Source organism: Pseudomonas sp. NFR09, from assembly GCF_900111535.1.
Lineage (GTDB): Bacteria > Pseudomonadota > Gammaproteobacteria > Pseudomonadales > Pseudomonadaceae > Aquipseudomonas > Aquipseudomonas extremorientalis.
This window is the reverse complement of sequence record NZ_FOIH01000002.1, coordinates 193,998-218,047: the sequence shown is the minus strand read 5'-3', so window position 1 is coordinate 218,047 and position 24,050 is coordinate 193,998. Positions and strand designations below refer to the sequence as shown.

Annotated in this window: 16 protein-coding genes; 10 read left to right on the top strand and 6 right to left on the bottom strand. The window is 60.8% G+C overall.

Going from position 1 to position 24,050, the window contains the following annotated elements:
* Positions 1-15: 15 nt before the first annotated feature.
* The 5 genes from BMX59_RS04930 to BMX59_RS04910 all read left to right on the top strand — a co-directional run bounded on the left by BMX59_RS04930 (position 16) and on the right by BMX59_RS04910 (position 12,709).
* Positions 16-1,008: an AraC family transcriptional regulator gene (locus BMX59_RS04930; RefSeq protein ID WP_093120305.1), complete on the top strand. Its 993-nt coding sequence runs from the start codon at positions 16-18 to the stop codon at positions 1,006-1,008.
* 131 nt (positions 1,009-1,139) lie between these two features.
* On the top strand, positions 1,140-2,174 hold the full coding sequence (locus BMX59_RS04925; RefSeq protein ID WP_071490833.1) for a histone deacetylase family protein: 1,035 nt from the start codon (positions 1,140-1,142) through the stop codon (positions 2,172-2,174).
* Positions 2,171-3,262, top strand: coding sequence for a polyamine ABC transporter substrate-binding protein (locus BMX59_RS04920; protein ID WP_093120302.1), 1,092 nt, complete (start codon positions 2,171-2,173; stop codon positions 3,260-3,262). The genes BMX59_RS04925 and BMX59_RS04920 overlap by 4 nt, the downstream gene beginning before the upstream one ends.
* 177 nt (positions 3,263-3,439) lie before the next feature.
* The gene (locus tag BMX59_RS04915) at positions 3,440-7,957 is read left to right on the top strand and encodes a hypothetical protein (RefSeq protein ID WP_371914364.1); all 4,518 of its coding nucleotides are present in this window, start codon (positions 3,440-3,442) and stop codon (positions 7,955-7,957) included.
* Between the two features lie 96 nt (positions 7,958-8,053).
* Positions 8,054-12,709: a dermonecrotic toxin domain-containing protein gene (locus BMX59_RS04910; RefSeq protein ID WP_093120296.1), complete on the top strand. Its 4,656-nt coding sequence runs from the start codon at positions 8,054-8,056 to the stop codon at positions 12,707-12,709.
* 7 nt (positions 12,710-12,716) lie between these two features.
* On the opposite strand, the gene BMX59_RS04905 is transcribed toward BMX59_RS04910, so the two are convergent.
* A complete protein-coding gene (locus tag BMX59_RS04905) occupies positions 12,717-14,261 on the bottom strand; it encodes a MocR-like pyridoxine biosynthesis transcription factor PdxR (RefSeq protein WP_093120294.1) in 1,545 nt (514 codons plus the stop codon).
* Positions 14,262-14,348: 87 nt separating this feature from the next.
* Between BMX59_RS04905 and BMX59_RS04900 the strand changes: the two genes are divergently transcribed.
* Genes BMX59_RS04900 through BMX59_RS04890 form a run of 3 tightly spaced genes read left to right on the top strand, consistent with a single transcriptional unit; the run spans position 14,349 to position 16,112 of the window.
* Positions 14,349-14,987 carry an FMN-binding negative transcriptional regulator gene (locus tag BMX59_RS04900; protein ID WP_092241589.1) on the top strand — a complete coding sequence of 213 codons (639 nt, stop codon included), beginning with the start codon at positions 14,349-14,351 and terminating at the stop codon, positions 14,985-14,987.
* A complete protein-coding gene (locus tag BMX59_RS04895) occupies positions 14,984-15,430 on the top strand; it encodes a GNAT family N-acetyltransferase (RefSeq protein WP_071490838.1) in 447 nt (148 codons plus the stop codon). The genes BMX59_RS04900 and BMX59_RS04895 overlap by 4 nt, the downstream gene beginning before the upstream one ends.
* A 10-nt stretch (positions 15,431-15,440) precedes the next feature.
* Positions 15,441-16,112, top strand: coding sequence for a GNAT family N-acetyltransferase (locus BMX59_RS04890; RefSeq protein WP_093120290.1), 672 nt, complete (start codon positions 15,441-15,443; stop codon positions 16,110-16,112).
* A 70-nt stretch (positions 16,113-16,182) separates the two neighbouring features.
* Here the strand turns inward: BMX59_RS04890 and BMX59_RS04885 are convergent, their stop codons facing one another.
* Both BMX59_RS04885 and BMX59_RS04880 read right to left on the bottom strand, forming a co-directional pair.
* On the bottom strand, positions 16,183-16,458 hold the full coding sequence (locus BMX59_RS04885) for a helix-turn-helix domain-containing protein (protein WP_092241585.1): 276 nt from the start codon (positions 16,456-16,458) through the stop codon (positions 16,183-16,185).
* Positions 16,455-17,780: a type II toxin-antitoxin system HipA family toxin gene (locus BMX59_RS04880; protein ID WP_093120286.1), complete on the bottom strand. Its 1,326-nt coding sequence runs from the start codon at positions 17,778-17,780 to the stop codon at positions 16,455-16,457. Before BMX59_RS04880 ends, BMX59_RS04885 begins: the two co-directional genes overlap by 4 nt.
* Positions 17,781-18,036: 256 nt before the next feature.
* Between BMX59_RS04880 and BMX59_RS04875 the strand changes: the two genes are divergently transcribed.
* Complete coding sequence (locus BMX59_RS04875; RefSeq protein ID WP_093120283.1) at positions 18,037-19,329, top strand: autotransporter outer membrane beta-barrel domain-containing protein; 1,293 nt, start codon at positions 18,037-18,039, stop codon at positions 19,327-19,329.
* Positions 19,330-19,403: 74 nt separating this feature from the next.
* Here BMX59_RS04875 and oadA read toward each other — a convergent pair whose 3' ends face one another.
* Both oadA and BMX59_RS04865 read right to left on the bottom strand, forming a co-directional pair.
* Entirely contained in the window at positions 19,404-21,212 is a 1,809-nt protein-coding gene (gene oadA / locus BMX59_RS04870; protein WP_093120280.1) for a sodium-extruding oxaloacetate decarboxylase subunit alpha, read from the bottom strand.
* 11 nt (positions 21,213-21,223) lie between these two features.
* The gene (locus tag BMX59_RS04865; RefSeq protein WP_003195732.1) at positions 21,224-22,639 is read right to left on the bottom strand and encodes an acetyl-CoA carboxylase biotin carboxylase subunit; all 1,416 of its coding nucleotides are present in this window, start codon (positions 22,637-22,639) and stop codon (positions 21,224-21,226) included.
* Between the two features lie 195 nt (positions 22,640-22,834).
* Here BMX59_RS04865 and BMX59_RS04860 point away from each other — a divergent pair, with 195 nt between their 5' ends.
* Positions 22,835-23,809 carry a LysR family transcriptional regulator gene (locus BMX59_RS04860; RefSeq protein WP_093120277.1) on the top strand — a complete coding sequence of 325 codons (975 nt, stop codon included), beginning with the start codon at positions 22,835-22,837 and terminating at the stop codon, positions 23,807-23,809.
* On the opposite strand, the gene BMX59_RS04855 is transcribed toward BMX59_RS04860, so the two are convergent.
* Positions 23,739-23,936, bottom strand: a complete 198-nt coding sequence (locus BMX59_RS04855) for a PA3496 family putative envelope integrity protein (protein ID WP_083351517.1) — start codon at positions 23,934-23,936, stop codon at positions 23,739-23,741. The two genes, BMX59_RS04860 and BMX59_RS04855, sit on opposite strands and share 71 nt — an antisense overlap.
* Between the last annotated feature and the right edge of the window lie 114 nt (positions 23,937-24,050).

The following is a 24,050-nucleotide window of genomic DNA, read 5'->3' as shown; positions in this document are numbered from 1 at the left end:
GGCTGGAAGTCCCCTATGCTGCACTCCCACCTGACCACTCTCAACGCCGTGTCCCTGGTGCTTAACGCTTTCAAGGCCGAAGGCTTGCCGGCCCAGGAACTGCTGGTTGGCAGCGGCATCTGCGCGGCGGACTTGAGCCGCGCCGACACGCGCATCACCACCAACCAGGAGATGCGCGTGTGTGCCAATGCCGTGGCGCGGCGTCGGGATATCGGCCTGGAACTGGGCCGGCAGATGCATGTATCGGCCTATGGCATGCTCGGCTATGCCCTGCTCACCAGTGCCACCTTTGGTGACGCCTTGCGCCTGGCGCTGCACTACCCGGCGCTGTTGGGAACACTTTTCGAGCTGAGCCTGGAGGAAGATGGCCAGCGCGTCTGGTTCACCGCCCGTGATTATCGCGAAGACCCGACGCTTGAGATGTTCAATGTCGAATTGTGCCTGGCCTCGCTGAAGGTCATCTGCGATGACCTGCTGGGCCAGCCGCTGCCACTGCTCGCCGCACGCTTCGAGTACGGCGCCCCGGACTACTGCGCGCGTTATACCGAAAGCTTCCCTTGCCCGTTGCAGTTCCAGGCCAGCGCCAACGCGTTTGCCTTCGACCGGCACTGGCTCGAACAGCCACTGCCGCTGGCAGACACCGTCACCCACCACGCCATGGCCGAGCGCTGCCGCAAGCAGAACCTGGAGTTCACCGGGCGCCAGGCCTGGCTGGGCAGGATTCGCCAGTTGCTCACCGCGCAACTCAACGCCGCGCCGGGCCTGGAAGGCCTGGCCATGCAGATGAACTGCTCGGCGCGCACCCTGCGCCGGCATTTGCACGACCAGGGTTGCAGCTACCAGGAGCTGTTGGACGAGTTGCGCTTCGAGCGCGCCAAGCAACTGCTGGCGGAGGACCAGTGGCCGATCTACCGGATTGCGGAGGCCTTGGGGTTCAGCGAAACAGCGAGTTTCCGGCATGCATTTGTGCGCTGGAGCGGCGTAGCACCGAGCCAATTTCGAGCATGATGCGCCATTGAGGGGCGAATTACGGACAGACACTTTGGCCATATTCATCCCCTTTTGGCCGCTCCTGCCGTTCTCTTGAACCGCGCCCACCGCAAGACTGCATGCACCGACCCAGCCTGCGGAGAACAAGAATGCTGACGATCTACTCGGACGATCACCACCTGCACCACGGCCGCTGCGAATTGATGGACGGGCAACTGATGCCCTGCTTCGAAATGCCCTCGCGGGCCGACCATGTGCTGCAGCGGGTCAAGGACCGCGAATTGGGGCCAGTGCAGGCGCCATACGACTTTGGCCTGGCGCCTTTGCAGCGCATTCACAACCGCGACTACCTGGATTTCTTCAAAGGCGCCTGGGCGCGCTGGACCGAATACGGCGAGGACGGCGATCTGCTGCCCTACACCTGGCCCGCGCGCACCCTGCGCCGCGTGCTGCCCACCAGCCTGCACGGCCAATTGGGCTATTACAGTTTCGATGGCGGCGCGCCGATTACCGCCGGGACCTGGCAGGCGGCCTACTCGGCGGCGCAAGTGGCGCTCACCGCACAACAGGCGATCCAGCGCGGCGCCCACAGTGCGTTCGCGTTGTGCCGCCCACCGGGGCATCACGCCGCCAGCGACTTGATGGGCGGTTATTGCTACCTGAACAACGCCGCGATTGCCGCCCAGGCGTTTCTCGACCAGGGCCACCGCAAGGTCGCGATCCTCGATGTGGACTACCACCACGGCAACGGCACCCAGTCGATTTTCTACGACCGCCGCGATGTGCTGTTTACCTCGATCCACGGTCACCCGGAGGCCGAGTTTCCGTTTTTCCTGGGCTATGCCGATGAGAGGGGCGAAGGTGCCGGCGAAGGCTTCAACTTCAACTACCCGTTGCCCGCCGGCTCCGGCTGGGACACCTGGAGCGCAGCATTGGAGCAGGCCTGCCGGGAGATCGAACACTACGGCGCCGACATCCTCGTGGTCTCGCTGGGCGTGGACACCTTCAAGGATGACCCGATCTCCCAGTTCAAGCTCGACAGCCCGGACTACCTGACCATGGGCGCGCGCATCGCACGCCTGGGCAAGCCGACGCTGTTCGTGATGGAAGGCGGTTACGCGGTGGAAGAAATCGGCATCAACGCCGTCAATGTGCTCGAAGGTTTTGAGGGGGCCGCCCAATGAATATGCTCAAGTCGCTTGTGCTCTGCGCCGCCGTGCTGAGCAGCACCGCACACGCCGAAGAAAAAACCCTGAAAGTCTATAACTGGTTCGACTACATCACGCCCAAGGCGCTGGAGGATTTCAAGGCGCAGAACCCGAAGATCAAGCTGGTCTACGACATCTTCGACACCAACGAAGCACTGGAGGCCAAGCTGCTCACCGGCAACTCCGGCTATGACGTGGTGGTGCCCTCCAACGTGTTCCTCGCCAAGCAGATCGAAGCCGGCGTGTTCCAGCCCCTGGACCGCAGCCAATTGCCCAACTGGAACCACCTCGACCCCAAGCTGATGAAGCTGATCGAAGCCAATGACCCCGGCAATAAATTCGCCGTGCCCTACATGTACGGCACCATCCTGATCGGCTTCAACCCGGCCAAGGTCAAGGCTGCGCTCGGCGACAACGCTGCGGTGGACAGCTGGGACCTGATTTTCAAGGAAGAGAACATCAGCAAGCTCAAGCAATGCGGCGTAGCCCTGCTCGACTCGCCTTCGGAGATCCTGCCGTTGGCCCTGCAGCACCTGGGCCTGGACCCCAACAGCAGCAACCCCAAGGACTACATCAAGGCCGAGGCGCTGTTGATGAAGATCCGCCCGTACATCACCTATTTCCATTCGTCCAAGTACATGGCCGATATCGCCAACGGTGACATCTGCGTGGCCGTGGGTTATTCGGGCAGCTTCTCCCAGGCGGCCAACCGCGCCAAGGAGGCCAGGAACGGCGTAGTGGTGGATATGCGCCTGCCCAAGGAGGGCGCGCCGATCTGGTTCGACATGCTCGCCATTCCCAAGGGTGCGCAGAACCCACAGGACGCCTACACCTTTATCAACTACTTGCTGCAACCCCAGGTGATCGCACCTGTCAGCGACTTTGTCGGCTACCCCAACCCGAACAAGGATGCGACCGAACAGGTCGACCCGGCGATCCGCAACAACCCCAACCTGTACCCCACCGAGGCGGCGATGGCGGGGCTCTATACCCTGAAACCCCTGGGCCGTGATGCCGAACGTGCCAGGACCCGCGCCTGGACCAAGATCAAGTCCGGCACCTGATTGCCATAGATAAACACCGCCTTCCTGACGGCATGCTTCCTAGCATGGCAACACCCGGGGCTCAGCCTCGGGCGTCGCCCACCCATGCCTGTCAGGTCCCTTATGACATCAACCACAGCATCGCCTGCTTCGTCGTCAGCCTCTCGCTTCTACTCCACAGCCACTTTGATCACTCAGTTGTCTGCCGGCCCTGCCTTTCGCGAGGTGGCGGCCGCATTGCTGCGACGCGAGCTCAAAATAAACTATCCCCATCTGGATATAGACCCCAATGTCACCGTGGTCGGTACGCCCGTCTGGGACATCGTCGGCGATAAGATCATCGCCAAGCCCCCTCGGTATCAGGCACTGTCCGACGTGCTAGCCAAACAGGCAGTACTCGGTGTACCGACGCTGTATGTCGAAGGGGAACACTTTCTCACCCAACTGCCTATCGCTGAACCGCCGGTGCACCTGCCCGTGCGCATTGAAGACATCGCCAACACTATCAATTTGCTGGCACCGGTGATGATCATCGGGTTTCAGGAACAACAGGCCGATTACTGGAACTTGTCCAACGGCAATGCCGTCCCCCACTGGCATCAACTCTCCAGCGCCCTTCGCAGCTTCTGGAATGTGGACAAGGTGGAGGGCTGGACCCATGAAGACTGTGTCATGGCGCGCAGCCTGTACGTTGAACCGGACCCGGATCTGCGCAAGCGCAACGACCCTTATGCATCCCGGGCCTGCCTGGTGGATATCTTCCTGATCGACGACGCTGGCAAGGCCACCCACCTCAATGACAGCTTGATCGCGGTACTGGTCGGTAAACAGAACGGCCAGGAAGTTTTACTTACATACGCGCCAGGGCACGGCTATGACAAATTCAATTCCACCGAGGCACTGGGCAATGCCCTGGAGAATTATCTGCCGGACCGCGCCCTGGGCAAGAAAATCGATTGGCGCCTGTTCGAACCCAGCGGCAACTTTTTCGACCAACAAGCCTGCATCTTGATCTCCATTCAGATCGACGCCATCGGTGCACTGCACTTTATGGACACGATGCAAAGCCTGCCGGGGCCAATCACGGCACCTGCCGCCAAGGCTGTCAGCCAAAAGACACCCGGCCTGGACTGGTACAGGGAAGCCTTGCCGGAATGGCTCATCAAGGCCTCCAGTTCGGACCAGGATGCCTATGGCCGCCACCTGAAGGATCTGGCGGCGCTGCATAGCCTGAACGAAGGCCAGGCTTACGATGACGGCATTGCGCCGATCGAGCAGTACGCGCTCGAAGCGCTGAAACTGCAGATGAGCAAAGATCACGCAGAGGCCAGGGACCTGGCTTTGGAAAAGTTCGACATCGTGATCCAGAGCCCCGTCATCTGGGGCACCTTCACCGTGCCTGGACAAACCGTGACCACCACCTTCAGCCTGGCGCAACTGGCCCTGCAAAACCTGATCGCCCTGCCCCTGGGCAACAAAACCCTGCGCAGAAGCAATGGCGGCGCAATACCCAAGTGGCTCACTGTCAGCTACCTGGAAACCTTGATTACCGGCATTGATGTCGGCAACGCCTACCCCGCGCTGATCAAAAGCAAACTGCTGGATGACCCGACGGAATCGTGGCGACGCGAGCAGCTCTACACCAGCCATCTTCGCATTCAACTGCCACTGCTGGCGCTGCACTGCAAACTCAACCGGATCGGCGGCATCGACGAACGGGGTTATCGCTATGTGAACGCCGTGATGCAAGACAACGCGATCGATCACAAAGTCGAAGGCAATACGATCGTCATCCGGCCGCTGGCCTTTGTAAGTCGGAACACCAGCGGCAAGCCGGACACGGTTGCGAACATGTTCGTGATCGGGCCCTCCCATATGCAGGCCGGGCCCTGCCTGCTCTACCGCCCCTTGCTCGAGGACCCCTTGAGCCAATACCCCTCGCCGGCCAATCTGATCTACGCGATCCAGCAATCCCCGAGCCTGCGCGAATCGGTGCTGGCCTGGCTGCCGGACAACGTGCGCACGGATTACGCCCGGTACGTGTTCCCAAGCTCCGTGCCGTCACCCTGGTCGGTGGTGGATTTCCTGGTGGACCCTGCCAAGGTGCTGAGCCTGAGCGGTCCGTTGCGGTTGGGCGAGGAAACCCTCGATGGCGACCGGCTAGCCGCCCTGTTCAAAGCCAATGCCAATGCGTTGGTCACGTTGGCCGACAGGCAGTCGGTCTCCAATGCCGATGCACGCTGGGCCACTTTCGAGCGCACCGGCTGGCTGATCTTCAACGCCGCTTTGCCGTTCCTGGGGCGCACGGCCGGCGTTGCGGCGTGGATCTGGCAAATCATGGATCAACTGCAAGAAGTCGTCGACGCCGAGGAGGACCCCCTGCACCGGTTACGCTGGAATGCCATCACCGACTTGCTGCTCAACCTGGGCATGGCGATCACGTTGCACCGGGTAACTCGCCGCACCGAGGCGTTGCCTCCCCCTGCGAAGCGGCCGCTGATAGAGCCAACACTACCCGAAGAAAAACCATCGACCACCATTCGCAAGATCGCAGACGTCAATACCTCTGAAACCCCCGCAGACCGCTCCCAGCCGTTGCACACCAGCGGTGCATCCCACCGCAACCCTTCGCAACTGGGCGCGTTCCTGGACACCTACAAGGTCGAGAAACCCAGCAACCTGGGCGAACCGATCAGCGAGCAAGGCCCCAGCCAACACCTTTACAAGGTCGCGGACAAATATTTCGCCCCCGTGGGAAACCGCTGGTTCCAGGTGATCATTGATGAAAGCGACTATGTCGTGATTGTCGATGGGAAACAGCTGTCGCGCCTGGGCCCCTTGTTGATCGCCAACCGCCAAGGCAACTGGTTCGTCGATACCCGCCTGCGCTTGCGCGGCGGCGGGCCTACGTTGAAAGCCAGAAGGGCCAAGGCCTTGGCGCAAGAGCGCGCGAAACACTTGCGCACCCAGTTGAGCGAATTCGAAAAAACCAAAAAAGATGCACAGGCCGAGCTGCAAAAAGCCCATGCAGACATGACCAACGGGGCCGCCGAAACGGCCGATTCACGTCGGCAACGCTATCTGCAGACCCTGGTCGATCAACGCGAAAACTATGAATCGGCCCTGCAGCAACTCAAGCAGTTGAATATCTTCGCGCCCTCATCGGACTACGCGTCCAAGGCCATCACCTACCTCAAGGCACAGATCGAATTCACCCGCGCGGGTATTCGCGAGGCCCTCACCCGCTTTGCCCCCATGATGCGCAGGGTGCTGGACCAACTTCAGAATCCAACCGATGAACGCCCCATTGATGACGCACGCGAGATGATGGGCCTGACCCAGGACATGCTTGAGCGCCTGGACTACATGAACACGCGCTTCGACGAACTCCGGCTGTTGTCCAGGGAAGGCGTCACCTTGATCCGAGACACCAAGGGCACCTTGCCGCATTATCCTCGCGAATACCTCAAGGCCCTGCAGATCACCCTCGCCCGCCACTTGTGCCTGTCGCAAAACGCACTGAGCACCGCCCCGCAGGCCTGGTCGACCATCGATGCGATTGTCGACGCCGCCGATATCGTCGTCCAATGCCTGAACGACACCTTGCAGGAGCGCAGTGAGTCGCGCCTTGATGAACGTATCGACACCTTGGGCAGCCTGGTCGGTCAGTTCCAGATGCTTGACGAACGCTTGAGTGATTTTGCCGAACGCTTTACCGAACATGTACAGACGGACCCGATCAGGCAGCTGCACACGCACATCAGCGAGTTCAGCCAGCAGGCTTCACAGAATCTGGCACTGCTGATCGTCGAGAGAGATGCGTTCAGGTTGCGCCCCGCCCCGGCGCCCGTGAGGCCGCGCCCCCTGACCAAGTTCATCCGTACCCGCTACGATGGCATCCGCATCGGCGAAGCGCGGCTGTCGTCGGCCGGGCAGGAGACCGACCTGGTGGATATCCGCTCCCCGACTACAAACAGGATCATCGCCACTTATCACCAGAAAAGCCCGGGGGTCTGGGTCGAACGGCTGCCCACCTCTAAAAAACCGATGCCCACGCTCAGCACGTCCATCGCCGTCAGCGAAGGCCAGGCCCTGCTGGACACACTGCCCGACTTCCATCGTCGTACCGAATTGCGTGCCAACCAGGAGGCACGTACACCAACGGGCATCGAATTTCTTTATCACCAGCAAGCCCAGCGCCTGGAACAGGCTGTCGAAGCCATTGACCGCGCCTTGACCCAAAGCAACATCACCGACGACGACACGCTCTCGGCCAGCACTGTCAACAAGGCGCTGACAGCAGCCATCGCCGAGCTGTACAACCGCAGTCGCAATCACGTGCGCAGGCTTTACAAGAAGTTGCCGCCGACCACCCAGAGTGTCGAGTGGCTGCTTGAGCATGATGAAATCACAATCCGGAAAACGGTCTCTCGACGCAGGCTCAAGGGCCCTCGCCCGGACTTTCTCGATGAATACAGCATCACCGAGCGCAGCTCTGGCAGCCCGCTGTGGTATGCGCACTTTCGCTACAGTGCCTCCTGGACACCGGCAAAAAACTACATCGCCGCGCGGTTGAAAACAGTGGCCGAACAACGCCAGGGCCGGATCGCTGACACCACCACGGGCCTGAGCGAAACCCAGCGCATCGACTTCTACCTCAGCGAAATCAGCCTGGAGCAAGCCCGCCGGCTGTTTTTCGAGAAGCGCAGAACCTGAACCGCCCGGGTCGACCGTTAATTAACTACCATCCGCGACCTTCCTTCTGTCATTACCGTGCGCATTCGCCCGGGTCAACGACAGAAGGAGCCGAAAATGCCCACCCACGCGCACACCAACAACAACCACAACCTGAACGGGCGCCCCACCAACGCCTACGAACTGCTCACCCAACTGACCACCGGACCGTCCACCCGGGAAGTGGCGTCCGATATCTTGCGGTCGGCTCTGCGCGAGCAGTATCCGAGGCTTAACATCGACCCGGATTTGACGATGGTCGTCACGCCACGCTGGCGGGTACTCAAATCGGGCATCGTGCCCGTGCGGCCCCACGTGGAGTCCCTCACCTCGGCGCTGGCACGCCAGGTGCTGGCCTCCAACCCGGTGACCTACATCGAAGGCGAGCACTTTCTCACGCTAAACCCGGAGTCACCGAGCGCCGTGCACCTGCCCGTGAAAATCGACGCCATTGCCCATTTGATCAATGAACTGGCCGGCCTGCTGTTCGTTGCGTCCCAGGAACATCAGCTTGACTACTGGAATGCGTCGAGCGGCAGCACATGGCCACGCTGGCAAATCTTTGCCTATACGTTGCGCAAAGCCTGGAACGTCAGCGTCCATGAGGATTGGGATGTCCTTGAGTGTGCTATGGCACGGGGCCTTTACCAGTTTCCGCGACGCGCCCAACGCGCCACCAGCGACCCCTATAACAGCCGTGCCTACCTGGTGGATACCAGCCTGTTACGCGATGGCCGCACCGTACATGTCGGCGTTCTGGACATGGCAGTGCTGGTCGGCGAGTACAACCAGCGCACAATGATCCTCGCTTACTCACTGGTCAGCGGTTACGAGCGCTTCGAAACCCTTGAGCAATTGGGCCAGGCGCTGCCGGCCAAGCTGATCCAACTGCAATCGGGAACCACCCTGCAGTGGCAGCTGTACGAGCCCGGCGACAATTTTTTCGACAGCCTGGCCTGTGCCCTGATCACCATGCAGATCGAAGCGATCGGCGAGGCGGAGTCATTGATGCCCGGCTCCATTACCCCGCCACCCGAGATGCCTGCGCCGCTCCTGCGGGTGTTCCCCGGTATCGAAAACCTGAGCGATCATGCGCTGTCCAACATCCGGCAGATACACCAGCAATTACCGGATTGGCTGACCGATGCCTCGGATCAGGACATCGCCTTTTACAGCCGCTACGTCATTGAATTGGCCCAGATCCATACGGCCAACCACGGCCGTTCGTTTCAGGACGATATCCCGCCCCTGCGCGACTACGCCCTGCAGCGACTGCAAGCGCACATCCGCACCCACAAAGAAGGCGCGGGCCTTGATCCTAGAAAAATCGAGGTGGTCATCGAGAGTCCGGTGATCTGGGGAACATTCGCCCTGCCCGGCCAGGTCGATGTCACCCGGCGCAACCTGATCGATCTGACGCTGGAAAACCTCACCGGCCTGCCGACAGGCCAAGCCACCGTGTTTTATGACGGCTCCCTGGCACCCGATTGGATGACGTTCAGCTACCTCAAGGACGTCATCGAAACACTCGACATCGGCGAGCACTACCCGGCACTGATCAAAAGTACATTGCTTGGCGATCCCATCAAGGCCAGGAACCGGGAGTTGCTGTACGCCAGTCATTTGCGGGTGCAACTGCCATTGTTGGCGCTGCACTTGAAGATCCAGCAACGGCAGGGCATTGACGAGTTGGGCTACCGCTACGTCGCCGCGGCGCTGCAAGTGCAACGCCAGGAACAGGAGGTCGACGGGCAGCAGATCGTGATACGCCCACTGGCGTTTGTTCCGACCTTGCGCAAGGGCACTCAGCGCGACGAGGTCGCCAACATGTTCGTGATCGGCCCGCTCAACGCCGCCAGTGGCCCCTGCTTGTTGTACCGACCGCTGCTGGAGCCGGTGTTGACCCAGTTTCCGTCCAGGCAAAATCTGCTGGATGCCATCAAGCAGGATCGAGCGCTGCGCGAATCCGTACTTGCCTGGCTACCCGACGACGTACGCTTCAACTACGAGCAATATGTGTTCCCCGATACCCTGCCGTCGCCGTGGGTCGTGGTGCGGGTGTGGGTGGAACCGGTGACGGCGGTGCATATGAGCGGGCCTATCGAACTGAGCGACGACAGCGTGGGCGGTGACGCGCTCACAGCGCTGTTCCAGGCCAACGCCAGTGCCATGGTCACGCTGGCAGCCCGCCAGTCGGTTTCCAATACCCAGAAACGCTGGGCGACGTTTCGCCAGACCGGTTGGCGGATCTTCAACGCCACGCTGCCTTTCCTGGGCCCCACCGTGGGGGTTGCCGCCTGGATGTGGCAAATCATGGAAGACCTGGAACAGGTGCAGGAAAGTGTAGAGCCCTCAAGCGCCGCCGACGGCTGGAGCGCGCTCGTCGACCTGTGGTTCAACCTGGGCATGGCCCTGGCCTTGCATATAGGGATGCGCCATCCGGCCAAGGAGGCTGCGGCCAAGCCCCTCAAACCGGACCTTGAGCCACTACCCGAAAATCCCATCGACACCCTGCCCCATATCGTCCCCGAAACAACGGACCAACCGCTGCCCAAGCCCGCGCCCGTTGAAACCAGACAGTTGCAGGACCTGCCTGCCAGCGACCTCTACCCCCTGCATCAAAACACGTTGCACATCAGCGGCGCATTGAGCCGCGCACCTTCGAGCCTGGGAACCCGGCTGGACACCTTCAAGACCGAGAAACCCTCCACCTTGGGTGAGCAGAACAGAAAACCGGGGGCCTACCTGAACCTGTATCCCGATAAAGACCGGTGGTATGCACCGGTTGGTGAGCGTTGGTTCGAAGTCAACCTGGACGAAAATGATAACGTGGTCATCGTTGATCCCCTTGCGCCCGCGCGTACCGGCCCCTTGCTGGTAAGCAACCGCTCCGGGCAATGGTTTGTCGACACACGCCTGCGCCTGCGCGGGGGTGGCCTGCGTAATCGCCGGCGCACCGCTCAACAGCAGAAACCGTCACGCATCAGCGAGTTGAGGCAACACCTCAGCGAGTTCGATGCCAGGGAAAGCAGCGAGCAAGCGGCGCTTTCGGAGTCCCTCGCCGCCATCGGCTCGGAGCCGGGCCCCTCGACCAATTTGCGCCGCGAGGCGTATATCCGAGACGTCAACCGGCGGCTGGACGAATACGAAGAGCCCATCCGGCAGCTCCGGGCGTTGGGCATCATCGACACGGTTCCCCACTATCAGGTGGCGATGGCCGACTACTTGAACAAGCAGTTGCTGCTCACCCGATCTGCGGTGGAGGAGCGCTTGCGGCCCTATCGAGACACCTTGAACAGCACCATTGCGCTCCTGGACGAAGACTCCGCCACCTTGCCGGAGGACAAAGCCCGCCTCGCCGAGGAAATGTCCACGTTGAACCTGGAAATGATCAGTCGCCTGGAATATGTCGACTCGCGTTTCAAAGAACTGGAGAAGCTTGGCGTCGCGGGCGCACAGGTGATCCAGATGTCGTCGAAGGCCTTGCCCAGCCTGAGCCTGCACGACCTCAAGGCCTTACAGATCATGGTCTCGCGCTACCTGTGCATCAAGCGCGGTAACGCCCCGGAGCAGCTACAGGCTCGCACGCGCCTGAACACCATCGTGACGAACGCCGACCTCGCCGTACAAAGCTACCTCGATACCCAACAGCCTGAAGCCGACAGCCCCTTGCCCGAACGTATCGAAGCACTCGACAGCCTGGTGGACCAATTCACGATCACCGATCAACGCCTGCGTGATTTGCACACCGACGCCAGCCATCAGGTACTCAGGGAGCCTCTCAACGAGCTGCTCAAGCTTGTCGACCAATTCAACCAGCTGGCGGTTCGCGACCTGGCCGTGTTGATAAGGGAACGCAGGGCGCTGGAACCCAAGCCAGGCCCTTCTCGCGCTGCGCCGCCGGCACGCCGCAAAATCATCAAGACACGCTTTCACGGGGTGATCGTGGGCGAACCGCGCGAGGCGGACCCGACATTGGTGGATGTCATAGCACCATTGACCGGCAATGTGATCGCCACCTTCCACGAAAAGTCGCCGACCGTCTGGGTCAAGCACATCGAGGAACGCTCCCGCCCCTCAACCTCCCGACCCGTCAACCTGGACACCAGCCTCAAGGAGGGCCAGTCCCTTCTCGACGGCGTGCCCACCGTGCTCAAACGGCTCGAGAAGTCAGGCAAACCCTGGCGCCTGCCGCTGGATGTCGAAGGGCTGTACCACTTGGAAGTGCCGCCCCTGGAGCGGGCCATCGAGCAGATCGAAGATGCACTCACCCAGCGCAACCTGACGGAAATCGACCACCCCCAGGCCGCAGAACTCAAGCGCAAGCTCAATGACGCGGTGCAGCAGTTCTATGCGCAAGGTAAAAGCACACGTATCAGGATGATCAAGCAGCAGCCGCCTGTGGCCGATCGTGTGGAGTGGCTGTACAAGCAGGGCGAGATAACCGTGAGAAAAACCCTCACGCGCAAGCGCCTGAAACGCCGTAACGACTTTCTGGACGAATATGAAGTGCTCGATCACAAGACCCGTGCCGTGCTGTGGTACGCCCACTTTCACTATCCCTCGGCGCAAGCAGAAGTGAGGGACTTTGTCGCTGGCCACTTCAAGACCGTGGAACAACAAAAACTTGGCGGGGCCGTTCAGTACACCAGGCTGAACGATAAGCAGCAGATTGAAATTGAGCGAGCCGCCATCGGCCCCTCACTGGCCACAGAGATGTTTTTCAACACTTGATGCATCGTCAGTGAACACCCTGCCATACCGTACGCAGGCGCTCCAGGGCCTGCACGATGGCAGGTTCCGGCACGGCGGCGAACCCCAGCACCAGACCGGCGCGCTGGTCCGCAGGCGGGCTCGATTGCGCGAGCCAATAACTGCTCAAGCCATTGATTTCAACCTCTACGGCCCGCGCCAGGTCGAGCAGCTGTTGCTCGCGGGCGAGGCTGTCCACGCGCACGGTCAAATGCAGCCCTGCCGCGACACTGGGCAGTTCACCCACGCCGGCCAACCCGCTTGGCCAGCCCGCCAGCAAGGCATTGCGCCGGCTCAGCGCAGCACGGCGCATACGGCGGATATGCCGCTGGAAATGCCCGGCAGCCATGAACTCGGCCATCACCGCCTGGGTGCTGACTTCGGAGTGGCGCATGTCGACGGCACGGCGCCGGGCGAACGCATCCACCAGGCCCGCCGGCAAGACCAGGTAACCCAGGCGCAACGCGGGAAAGGCCACCTTGCCGAAGGTGCCGACATAGAGCACGCGCCCACTGCGATCCAGCGCGGCCAGGGGCGACAACGGTGCACCGCTGTAGCGGTACTCGCCGTCGTAGTCGTCCTCGATGATCCAACCGCCTGTGCGCTCGGCCCAGGCCAGCAGTTCCAGGCGGCGCGCCAGGCTCATCACCACACCCATCGGATACTGGTGGGAAGGCGTGACGTAAGCCACCCGACAATCCTCCAGGCTATTGAGCACCTGGCAATCAATACCCTCGCCATCCACCGGCACGCCGTGCAATTTGCCGCCCGCCAGGGCGAACGCATGCCCCGCCGCGCGATAGCCGGGGTTTTCCACCGCCACGCCATCCCCTGGCTCCACCAGCAACTGTGCACAAAGGCTGATTGCCTGCTGCGCGCCACTGGTGATCACTATTTGTTCAGCCGTGCACTGCATGCCTCGTGAGCTGCGCAAGTAGGCGGCAATCAGGCCCCGCAGTCGGCCGTCGCCCGCGGGGTCGCCGTAGCACAGCAGCTCCAGGTCCGGCTTGCGCCAGAACGCCCCGTTCAGCTTGGCCCAGACCTCGAACGGGAACAGATCGAAGGCTGGCACACCCACGCGAAATGCCCGTGGCGGGCCGGCTGGAGGCAGAGACAGGTGGTTGGTTTTTATCCGTGCCAAGCCCGCGCTGTGGATAACTTCACTGTCCAGGTCTTCCGGCAAATCCGTCCACTTTGTGGATAAGGCTGGGGATAAGCCTGTTGAAAACCCTGTGGATACTTTTGTGGATAGTTTTTTTGCGGTGGGCAATTGGGCGACATAGGTGCCATCGCCGACCCGACTTTCAATAAACCCTTCTGCATACAGCTGATCGTAGGCGCGTACCACGCTGTTGCGGGAAATCGACAACGCCGTCGCCAGGTCACGGGTGGCGGGAAGGCGCGTCCCGCTGACCAACCGACCGTCCAGCACCCGCTGGCGCAGGGCGTCATACAGCTGGCGCGTCAGGCCTTGGCGGCGATCCAGTTCAATACCAGCGGGGTTGAACGACAGTGGCGGCGAGACAGGCGACATATTGGACCTATGAAATGGGTGCCAGATGGCTCTTTCAACGAGCCATTAGCCTGCCTAGGATGCAGGCATTCGCCAAGGAATTTTTCCATGTACACACCTCGCGCCTTTGCCCTCGACGATTTGCCCGAATTGCAGCAACTGATCCAGCACACCCGCCTGGCGCAGTTGGTGACCTTTGGCGAGCAAGGCCTGCAAGCCAGTCACTTGCCCTTGCTGCTCAACCCGGATGAAGGCCCCAACGGCATGCTCTACGGGCACCTGGCCAAAGCCAATCCGCAGTGGAAAGACCTGCAGAACGGCAGCGAAGCGCTGGTGATCTTTGCCGGTGCCGAGGCCTACATCAGCCCGGCGTTCTACCCGGCCAAGGCCGAGCACGGCAAAGTCGTGCCCACCTGGAACTACATCGCCGTGCACGCTTATGGCAAAGCCGAGGTATTCAACGATGCCGATCGCTTGCTCGCGGTGGTCACTGCGCTGACCGATCGCCATGAAGGCGGCCGCGCCCAGCCCTGGAAGGTCAGCGACGCTCCAGCCGATTACATCGACGGCATGCTCAAGGCCATCGTCGGCTTCGCCCTGCCGATCGAACGCCTGATCGGTAAACGCAAACTCAGCCAGAACCGCAGCGCGGCCGACATGGCCGGCGTTCGTGCTGGCCTGGCAACCAGCGCCGATGTGCGCGACCAGACCCTCGCCCGCTTTATTCCCCAAGGAGACCCAGAATGAGCCCGATCGATATCCGCCAGGTCACCGCCGCCGACCACGCTGCCTGGTTGCCGCTGTGGCAGGCGTACTTGAAGTTCTATGAAACCGAACTGCCGGACGCGGTCAGCCAAAGCACCTGGCAACGCTTGATCGACGCCAGCGAACCGACCCACTCGGCCCTGGCCTGGCAGGACGGCAAGGCGGTGGGCATGGTCAACTTCATCTACCATCGCTCCAATTGGAGCATCGAGAATTCCTGCTACCTGCAGGACTTGCTGGTGGACCCGGCCCAACGTGGCACCGGCGTCGGTCGCAAGCTGATCGAGTTCGTCTACGCCACCGCCAAGGCCGATGGCTGCGCCAAGGTGCATTGGCTGACCCACGAAACCAATGCCACCGCGATCCAACTCTACGAACGCATCGCCGAACGCCCTGGGTTCATCCAATTTCGCAAAGGTCTTTAAGGAGCGCAGCATGACTACTTCCCTCGCTGACTGGAAAGGCGCACCGGCCCCTACCGTCACACTGCTTGAAGGGCGCTTCATCCGCCTGGAAAAACTCGACCCGGCCCGCCATGGCGACGAATTGTTCCAGGCCCTCCAGGGCCCCGGTGCCGACCCCAAGCTGTGGGACTACTTGCCATACGGCCCCTTCCCGGAGCGCAGCGCCTTCAATGACTGGCTGAACAACCACGCGGCCCACAGCGACCCGTATTTCTTCTGCGTGATCGACCGCAAGACCGGCCAGGTACAGGGGCTTCTCAGCCTGATGTCCATCGTTCCCGCACAGGGCCGCATCGAAATCGGCCACGTCACCTTCGGTGCGCCCATGCAGCGCTCGCCGAAAAGCACCGAAGCGGTGTACTTGCTGGCCAAATACGCGTTCGAACAGGGCTACCGCCGCCTGGAATGGAAGTGCAACAACGCCAACGATCGCTCCAGATACGCGGCCGAGCGGTTGGGCTTCAGCTTCGAAGGGGTGTTCCGCCAGCACATGGTGGTCAAGGGCAGGAACCGTGATACCGCGTGGTACTCGATCATCGATTCGCAGTGGCCCAAGGTTGGAGCGGGGTTTGAGAAGTGGTTATCGCAGGAGAATCAGCGCGGGGATGGGCAGGTGAAAACATTGGCGGAGTGTCGCGCCTGAATCGTCAAACCTGCGTTGATCCATGTGGGAGCCAGGCTCCCACACGGATCTTCAGTGCTAGCGCCATTACCTAGAGGCTTCTGCGAACCTTCACCACGCCCATCTTCAATCCGAATGGCCGGAAGACTGCATTCAGCGATTTCAGCGTCTGATTGCCTTCGCCATGCTCGATATGCACCAAAGTGCGCACGGAAATTTTGCACATCCTGGCAAACTGGCTTTGATGCAGGCCGGTGACTTCCGTACGCAAGCGGCGTACCGCTTCGGCGATTTCTAGCGTGCCCTCTGCCAAGGCATCCTGAATGCTTTCAATCAACAGGGTTCGTTCTTCGACTGTCAAGCTCATTTCAGTCCCCATTCTTTCAACCGCTGCGGCAGATGTTTCAACGCAATGCCGGGATGGTTCATTGTCACTGCAGGCAGGCCGCTGGCATTGAGTATGTCTGGCAGGGCTGAAAGCTGTTGCGCGGCCTCCCTCAGGTCTTCGAACAGCTTCTCGCTGTCGACAAGATCACCCAGCAAATGACATACACCCCGCCAATCCACATCGCCCGCCCGTTCAAGCTCCCTGGGCCATTTGGTCGTGCGCGTGATGCCTTCGTCGTCCATTACCATCGGCGCCAAATCGTAAATGGGTGCAAGACGCAGGGCGTTCACTTCGCGAATAATCGAGATATTGCGACCATGGTTGTCCGAGTTGCCGAGGATTTTGTTCAAAAGATCGCGCTTGAGGTACTCAGAGACCAACGCCGGTACTTGATTGGACTGACCAGCCTCTCGCCACAATTCAACCAACAACGTGACAACATCGCGATGCGCCATGGCGCTGCCAGGCACCGAGACACCCGCCAAAGAGTAGATTGACTCCACGGCATAGCGTTCAACCCCCTGCGCAGTGACGCGTCGATCAAAACGGTGCATCCACACACTGGGCTTGCTCGCCTCCTCCAGCGACAACCCCGACTTCGCCACAGTATCAATACCCAAGGTCTGCAAGGCTTTGTAGTAGTGGAATTCACTACGCAGAATGTCCTGATCTGTCTGCGTGCCTTTGTTGCGTGCAAATTTCACAAACCAATGCTGCTTGACCTGCTTGTCGTCCAGCACCGCATCCGGAAATAGCAACCCATCCTGGTTTTCTGTCAGCAGTAACTTTGGCGCCTCCCCGCCCGCGCCCGTGGCCCCACCGATGGCTGCGCCTTGCTCATAGGCATACTCAAGGAAACGGTTGTCCCGTCGGACAACCTCATCACGTTCAAACCCCATGGGGGTTCGATCGTCCAAAGCCTCAATCGATTCTTTGATTCGCATATGGCCAATGGGGGCAGGCGTACTGCGCATCAACAGAAAAAGGTCTGCACTGACGTCAGCCGGCTTATCCCCACCAATACGCGCCATCAGAAACCGTTTAGCGGCACCCGCCGGTGCGATGTCATGTACAAAAGCAGGAGCACTCTGGGCTCTCCCACCCTCCCATTGCAGTGGGAACCTGGCACTCACGGAGGTGGCGAAGGGCGTCGCCATTTCATCAAGGTGTTCCACCAGATAGCGCTGGTCATAACCAAAACTGCACCGACTTTCGAAACCCAGTTGCGGCGTATCGACTGTCAGGAGCATGGCGTCCTGCCATTTTCCTTCGGCGTAGATTTGTAATGTCAGACGGACCATGGCTCTCACCTGCAATTTAATGCATTCACCAGCTGAAAAAGTGAACTGAAATTGCAATATAGTGCAGATATGGAACCCATGCACCCCCTATGAACGCAATAAAATGCAGATTCAAAAAGCATCGACCAAAGTAGGATCAGTTTTTAATCGCGCGTCACTAGAGACAACTCCCGCAAACCAGGGGTCGATGGCCTGACAGTTATCACCCCACCATCTCGCTAAATTCCCGGCCTCATTCATCAGAGGTTGGGATTTCATGCCTTTTACACCGCACAGAGTTGCCCTTGTCATTGCCCTTGCACTCAGCACCGCCAGCCTTCAAACCGCACAGGCGCGGGGCGATATCGAATACAGGCCGTACTGGTATCAGCCCTACGATCCGCTGGATGACGACTGGTTCTACACAACCGAACCCAAAGCGCTGCCCCTGGACGGTTATCTCATCCGCAAGGCCACCTCGCACAACGGCTTGCAAGTGGCAAAAGTGCTGGAGCCCGCATTGATTCGTTTGCTGAAGTCCGGAGAGCTGACTTCCGAACAAATCAAAGCCCTGGATAAATTCGGGGAAGCGCTGGAGAAACAGCCCGGCGGGATCGGTGCAAGCCTTGAGCAATTGGCCGGCAGCCAGAACGCCAACCTCGCGGGTGCAACGCAAAACACCACACAACACATCGGCAGCCAATTGCTCTCGAACCTACGCACACTGCCCGCCGACGACGAGGGACACTTCTGGGTTCAAGGCCTGGGCCACGACGGCCGCCTCAACGAACAAGGCGGCAGCGCCGGCTTGAAATACAGCACCGAAGGCCTGCTGTTGGGCGCCGACTGGGCGCTGGATCACGCCTGGCGCGTGGGTGTCATGGGCGCAAAATCCACCAGCCACCTCGATACCCCGCGCTTCGCGTCCGAGTTGGACAGTTGGCACCTGGGCGGTTATGCCGTGCGCCAGGACGGCCCGTTGGCCCTACGCCTGGGCGCGATCTACAGCGACCATGCGGGGCAGAACAAACGTAACGTCAACCTGCTGGATTACAAGGAGCAACTCAGGGGCCAATACAACGCCCAGAGCCAGACCCTGTTTTCCGAACTGGGCTATCAACTGGGCAGCGCGGATCTCAGCGTGGAGCCCTTCGCCGGCCTCGGTTTCCAGCGCTACCACCGTGACGGCTTCAAGGAAACCGGTGGCCTGAGCGCGCTGAACGTTGGCGCACAAACCCAGCAGAACCTGAGCAGCACCGTGGGCCTTCGCCTGGCAACGGTGTATCGATTCGATAACCAGGTCAGCCTCACACCTCATCTCAGCACCGGCTGGAAACACCTCTACGGCGAGGTCGAAAGCCAGGTGCGCCAGTCCTACCGCGCATTGCCAGGGCGGGTTGACGGCTTCACGGTCCAGGGCACTTCGCTGGATCGCAATAGCCTGGATCTGCAAGCCGGGCTGGACCTGGCCCTGTCGACACAACACACCGTCGGCCTGACCTACAGCGCCCAGGCCGGTACCAACAGCCGTAACCAAGGCCTGATGGGACAATGGAAGATGAGCTTCTGACCCACCAAATTCCAGGCAAAAAAAAGGGGGCACCTGCCCCCCCGAGGATTAAGCGGTAGTGTCGAAGGCTGTTTTCAGCCTTCGATTTCAATCAGGATTTCGCCAGGGTTGACCCGGTCGCCCTTGGCCACATGAACGGCAGTCACCTTGCCGGCAATCGCGGCCTGTACTTCGGTTTCCATCTTCATGGCTTCGGTAATCAGCACGGCCTGGCCGGCCTTGACCACATCGCCTTCCTTGACCAGCACGTCGACGATATTACCCGGCATCGCCGTGCTGACATGGCCCGGCGCGGTAGCATGCTTGCGGTTGCTGCTGCCACCGCTGACGAACTCGTTGAGCGGCTCGAACACCACTTCTTCCGGCATGCCATCGATGGACAGGTAGAAGTGGCGCTTGCCCTCGGCCTTGACGCCGACACCAGTAATGTCCACGCGATAGCTTTCACCGTGCACGTCGATGACGAACTCAGTCGGGACGCCTTCGCCACCGGCACGCGCCACGCCGCCCGCTTCCGGGATCGGCAGCAGCACTTCCGGCGCCAGGGTGCCTGCGTCGCGTTCTTCGAGGAACTTGCGCCCGATGTCCGGGAACATCGCGTAGGTCAGCACGTCTTCTTCGGACTTGGCCAACGCGCCGATCTCACTGCGCAGCTTGGTCATTTCCGGCTTGAGCAGGTCGGCCGGGCGTACGTCAATCACCTCTTCGCTGCCGATGGCCTGGCGCCGCAGTTTCTCGTTCACGGTGCCCGGCGCCTTGCCGTAGCCGCCTTGCAGGTAGAGCTTCACTTCGTTGGTGATGGTCTTGTAGCGCTCGCCGGCCAGCACGTTGAAGAACGCCTGGGTGCCGACGATCTGCGAGGTCGGGGTGACCAGCGGCGGGAAGCCGAGGTCTTCACGCACGCGCGGGATCTCGGCCAGCACTTCGCTCATGCGGTTGAGGGCGCCCTGCTCTTTCAACTGGTTGGCCAGGTTGGAAATCATCCCGCCCGGCACCTGGTTGACTTGCACACGGGTGTCGACAGCGGTGAATTCGCTTTCGAACTGGTGGTACTTCTTGCGCACGGCGTAGAAGTACAGGCCGATCTCTTGCAGCAGTTCCAGGCTCAGGCCGGTGTCGAACTCGCTGCCTTTAAGAGCGGCGACCATCGACTCGGTGCCCGGGTGGCTGGTGCCCCAGGCGAAGCTGGAGATGGCGGTGTCGATATGGTCCGCACCGTTTTCAATCGCCTTGAGTTGGCACATCGCGGCCAAACCTGCAGTGTCATGCGAGTGGATAAAGATCGGCAGGCTCTGCTCGGCCTTCAACGCCTTGACCAGCTCACCCGTGGCATACGGCGTCAACAGACCAGCCATGTCCTTGATCGCGATGGAGTCGCAACCCATGGATTCCAGTTGCTTGGCCTGGGCCACGAAGGCTTCGACGGTGTGCACCGGGCTGGTGGTGTAGGCGATGGTGCCCTGGGCATGCTTGCCGGCGGCCTTCACCGCTTCGATGGCGACGCGCAGGTTACGCACGTCGTTCATGGCGTCGAAAATGCGGAATACGTCGATGCCATTTACGGCGGCCTTGGCGACGAAGGCTTTGACCACGTCGTCGCTGTAGTGGCGGTAGCCCAGCAGGTTCTGGCCGCGCAGCAGCATTTGCAGGCGGGTGTTGGGCAATGCGGCGCGCAGTTTGCGCAGGCGCTCCCACGGGTCTTCCTTGAGGAAGCGCACGCAGGCGTCGAAGGTCGCGCCGCCCCAGACTTCCAGGGACCAGTAGCCGACTTTGTCGAGCTTGTCGCAGATCGGCAGCATGTCGTCGGTGCGCATGCGGGTCGCCAGCAACGATTGGTGGGCGTCGCGCAGGATGGTGTCGGTGACAAAGATTTTCTTGGACATTGTTGTATTCCTCACAGGCCTGCGTGGGCGGCGATGGCGGCGGCGATGGCCAGGGCCAGCTCTTCGGGTTTGCGCTTGATCGAGTAGTTGGTCAGCTCAGGGTGGCTTTCCACGAAACTGGTGTTGAACTGGCCGCTGCGGAATTCCGGGTTGCGCAGGATTTCCTGGTAGTAAGCGGCGGTGGTCTTCACGCCTTGCAGGCGCATGTCATCCAGGGCACGCAGGCCGCGGTCCATGGCTTCTTCCCAGGTCAACGCCCACACCACCAGTTTCAGGCACATGGAGTCGTAGAACGGCGGGATGGTGTAGCCGGTGTAGATCGCCGTATCGGTACGCACGCCGGGACCGCCGGGCGCGTAGTAACGGGTGATCTTGCCGAAGCTGGGCAGGAAGTTGTTTTTCGGGTCTTCAGCGTTGATACGGAACTGCAACGCGAAACCACGGTGCTGGATGTCTTCCTGTTTCACCGACAGCGGCAGGCCGGAGGCGATGCGGATCTGTTCACGAACGATGTCGATCCCGGTGATTTCTTCGGTGATGGTGTGTTCCACCTGCACCCGGGTGTTCATCTCCATGAAGTACACTTCGCCCTCGGCGAGCAGGAACTCCACGGTGCCGGCGTTCTCGTAGCCCACGGCCTTGGCGGCGCGCACCGACAGGTCGCCGATGTAGGCGCGCTGTTCAGGGGTCAGTTGCGGGCTTGGGGCGATTTCGATGAGCTTCTGGTTACGGCGCTGGATCGAGCAATCACGCTCGAACAGGTGCACCACGTTGCCGAAACTGTCACCGAGGATCTGCGCCTCGATGTGCTTGGGATTGACGATGCACTTTTCCAGGAACACTTCCGCCGAACCGAAGGCCTTGGTGGCTTCGGAGATCACACGGGGGAAGGCTTGTTCAAGTTCTTCGCGGCTGTTGCAGCGACGGATACCACGACCACCACCACCGGAGGTGGCCTTGAGCATCACCGGGTAACCAATGCGGTCGCCTTCGGTGAGTGCCTCGTGGATATCCGCGACGTTGCCTTCGGTACCCGGCGTGACCGGCACACCGGCCTTGATCATGCTGCGGCGCGCTTCGGTCTTGTCGCCCATGCGGCGAATGACTTCAGCCGATGGACCAATGAACTTGATGCCGCGTTCAGCGCAGATGTCCGCCAGTTCGGCGTTTTCAGACAGGAAGCCATAGCCGGGGTGCAGCGCATCGCAGCCGGTTTCCACCGCCAGGTTCACCAGCTTGCGTGGGTTCAGGTAGCCGGCCAGGGGCTCGGCACCAATGCTGTGGGCTTCGTCGGCACGCTTGACGTGCAACGCGTGGCGGTCGGCATCGGAGTAGACCGCGACCGAGCGAATGCCCATCTCGGCGCAGGCACGCACGATTCGTACGGCAATTTCACCACGGTTGGCGATCAGGATCTTTTTTATCACTTGGAAATTCCCTTGAGCCGATTGCTGCGTTCTTCGACCCGCTGGAGCCGGGTCGGCGCGTGACCAAATGTTTCATGACAGTCGCGAGACACACACTAAGCCCGCCAAGGGATTAACAAAAATCAATAATTATTGGGCTGGGCATAAGTAAAGACTTATAGTCACCCGGACAGCTTGCGGCGAGAGCACTAAGAAATGCGTAAGTCACTGATGAGACTGACATTGCGTCAATTGCAGATCTTCCATGAGGTGTGCGATTTGCGTTCCTACAGCCGTGCGGCCGAGGAAATGTCCCTCACGCAACCGGCCGTCAGCCTGCAAATTCGCCAGTTGGAAGAGCTGATCGGCCAGCCGCTGTTCGATTACGTGGGCAAAAAGCTCTACATGACCGAGGCAGCCGAAGCCTTGCAGCGCGCCAGCCGCGACATCTTCGGGCGTCTGGAAAACCTCGATATGCAGCTCTCGGACATGCAGGGCTCGTTGCAGGGCCAGTTGAAACTGGCGATTGAGTCCAGCGCCAAGTACTTCGTGCCGCACCTGTTCGCCGCCTTTAAGCGCCAGCATCCGGAAGTGCAGTTGCAGTTGACGGTGGTGAACCGCGCCCAGGTGATTCGCCGGCTTTCGGACAACCGCGACGACCTGGTGATCATGTCCATGGTGCCCCAGGACATGGGCCTGGAATTCCTGCCGTTCCTCAACAACCCGATTGTCGCCGTGGCGCCGCCCGACCATCCCTTGAGCCTGCAAGGCCCGCTGCGCCTGCAGGACCTGGAACCCTACACCCTGCTGCTGCGCGAGCCGGGCTCCGGCACGCGACTGGCCTGCGAGGAGTACTTCAAGGAAAAACGCGTGCACTTCACCCAGACCGTGGAAGTAGCCTCGGCCGAGGCGCAGCGTGAATGTGTTTGTGCGGGATTGGGCGTGGCCCTGTTGACGCGTCATGCGGTCAACATGGAACTGGCCACCGGCGGGCTCCGGGAGCTGCCGGTGGAAGAGCTGCCACTGTACCGCAGTTGGTGCCTGGTGCAGGCCAAGGCCAAGCGCCTGTCACCGGTGGCCCATGCGTTCCTGGGCTTTATCCGCAGCGAGAGGGTGCAGATCAGCGTACTGGCTGAGCGTTTCGCTGGGCTGCCGCGGGCGCCTGCCAGTGGAGTTCCGGGTAGTCGCTGATGCTCTGGAGCAACTGGCGCTCCTCACAGCGGTCTTCGATTGCGCGACGGAACGCCATGCGGCGCTGGTCTTCCTGCTGACGACGGGTTTTGACGGAGCTGTTGCTGTCTTCGTAAGTCCGGGCCATTTGGAGTCTCCCAATGCGAGTACGGGGAGTTCAGGATGGCCCTGGGCGATGACGCAGCGATGACAGCCTGATGAAGATTCTGGGTTTGCAGGAGATCCAAATGTGGGAGGGGGC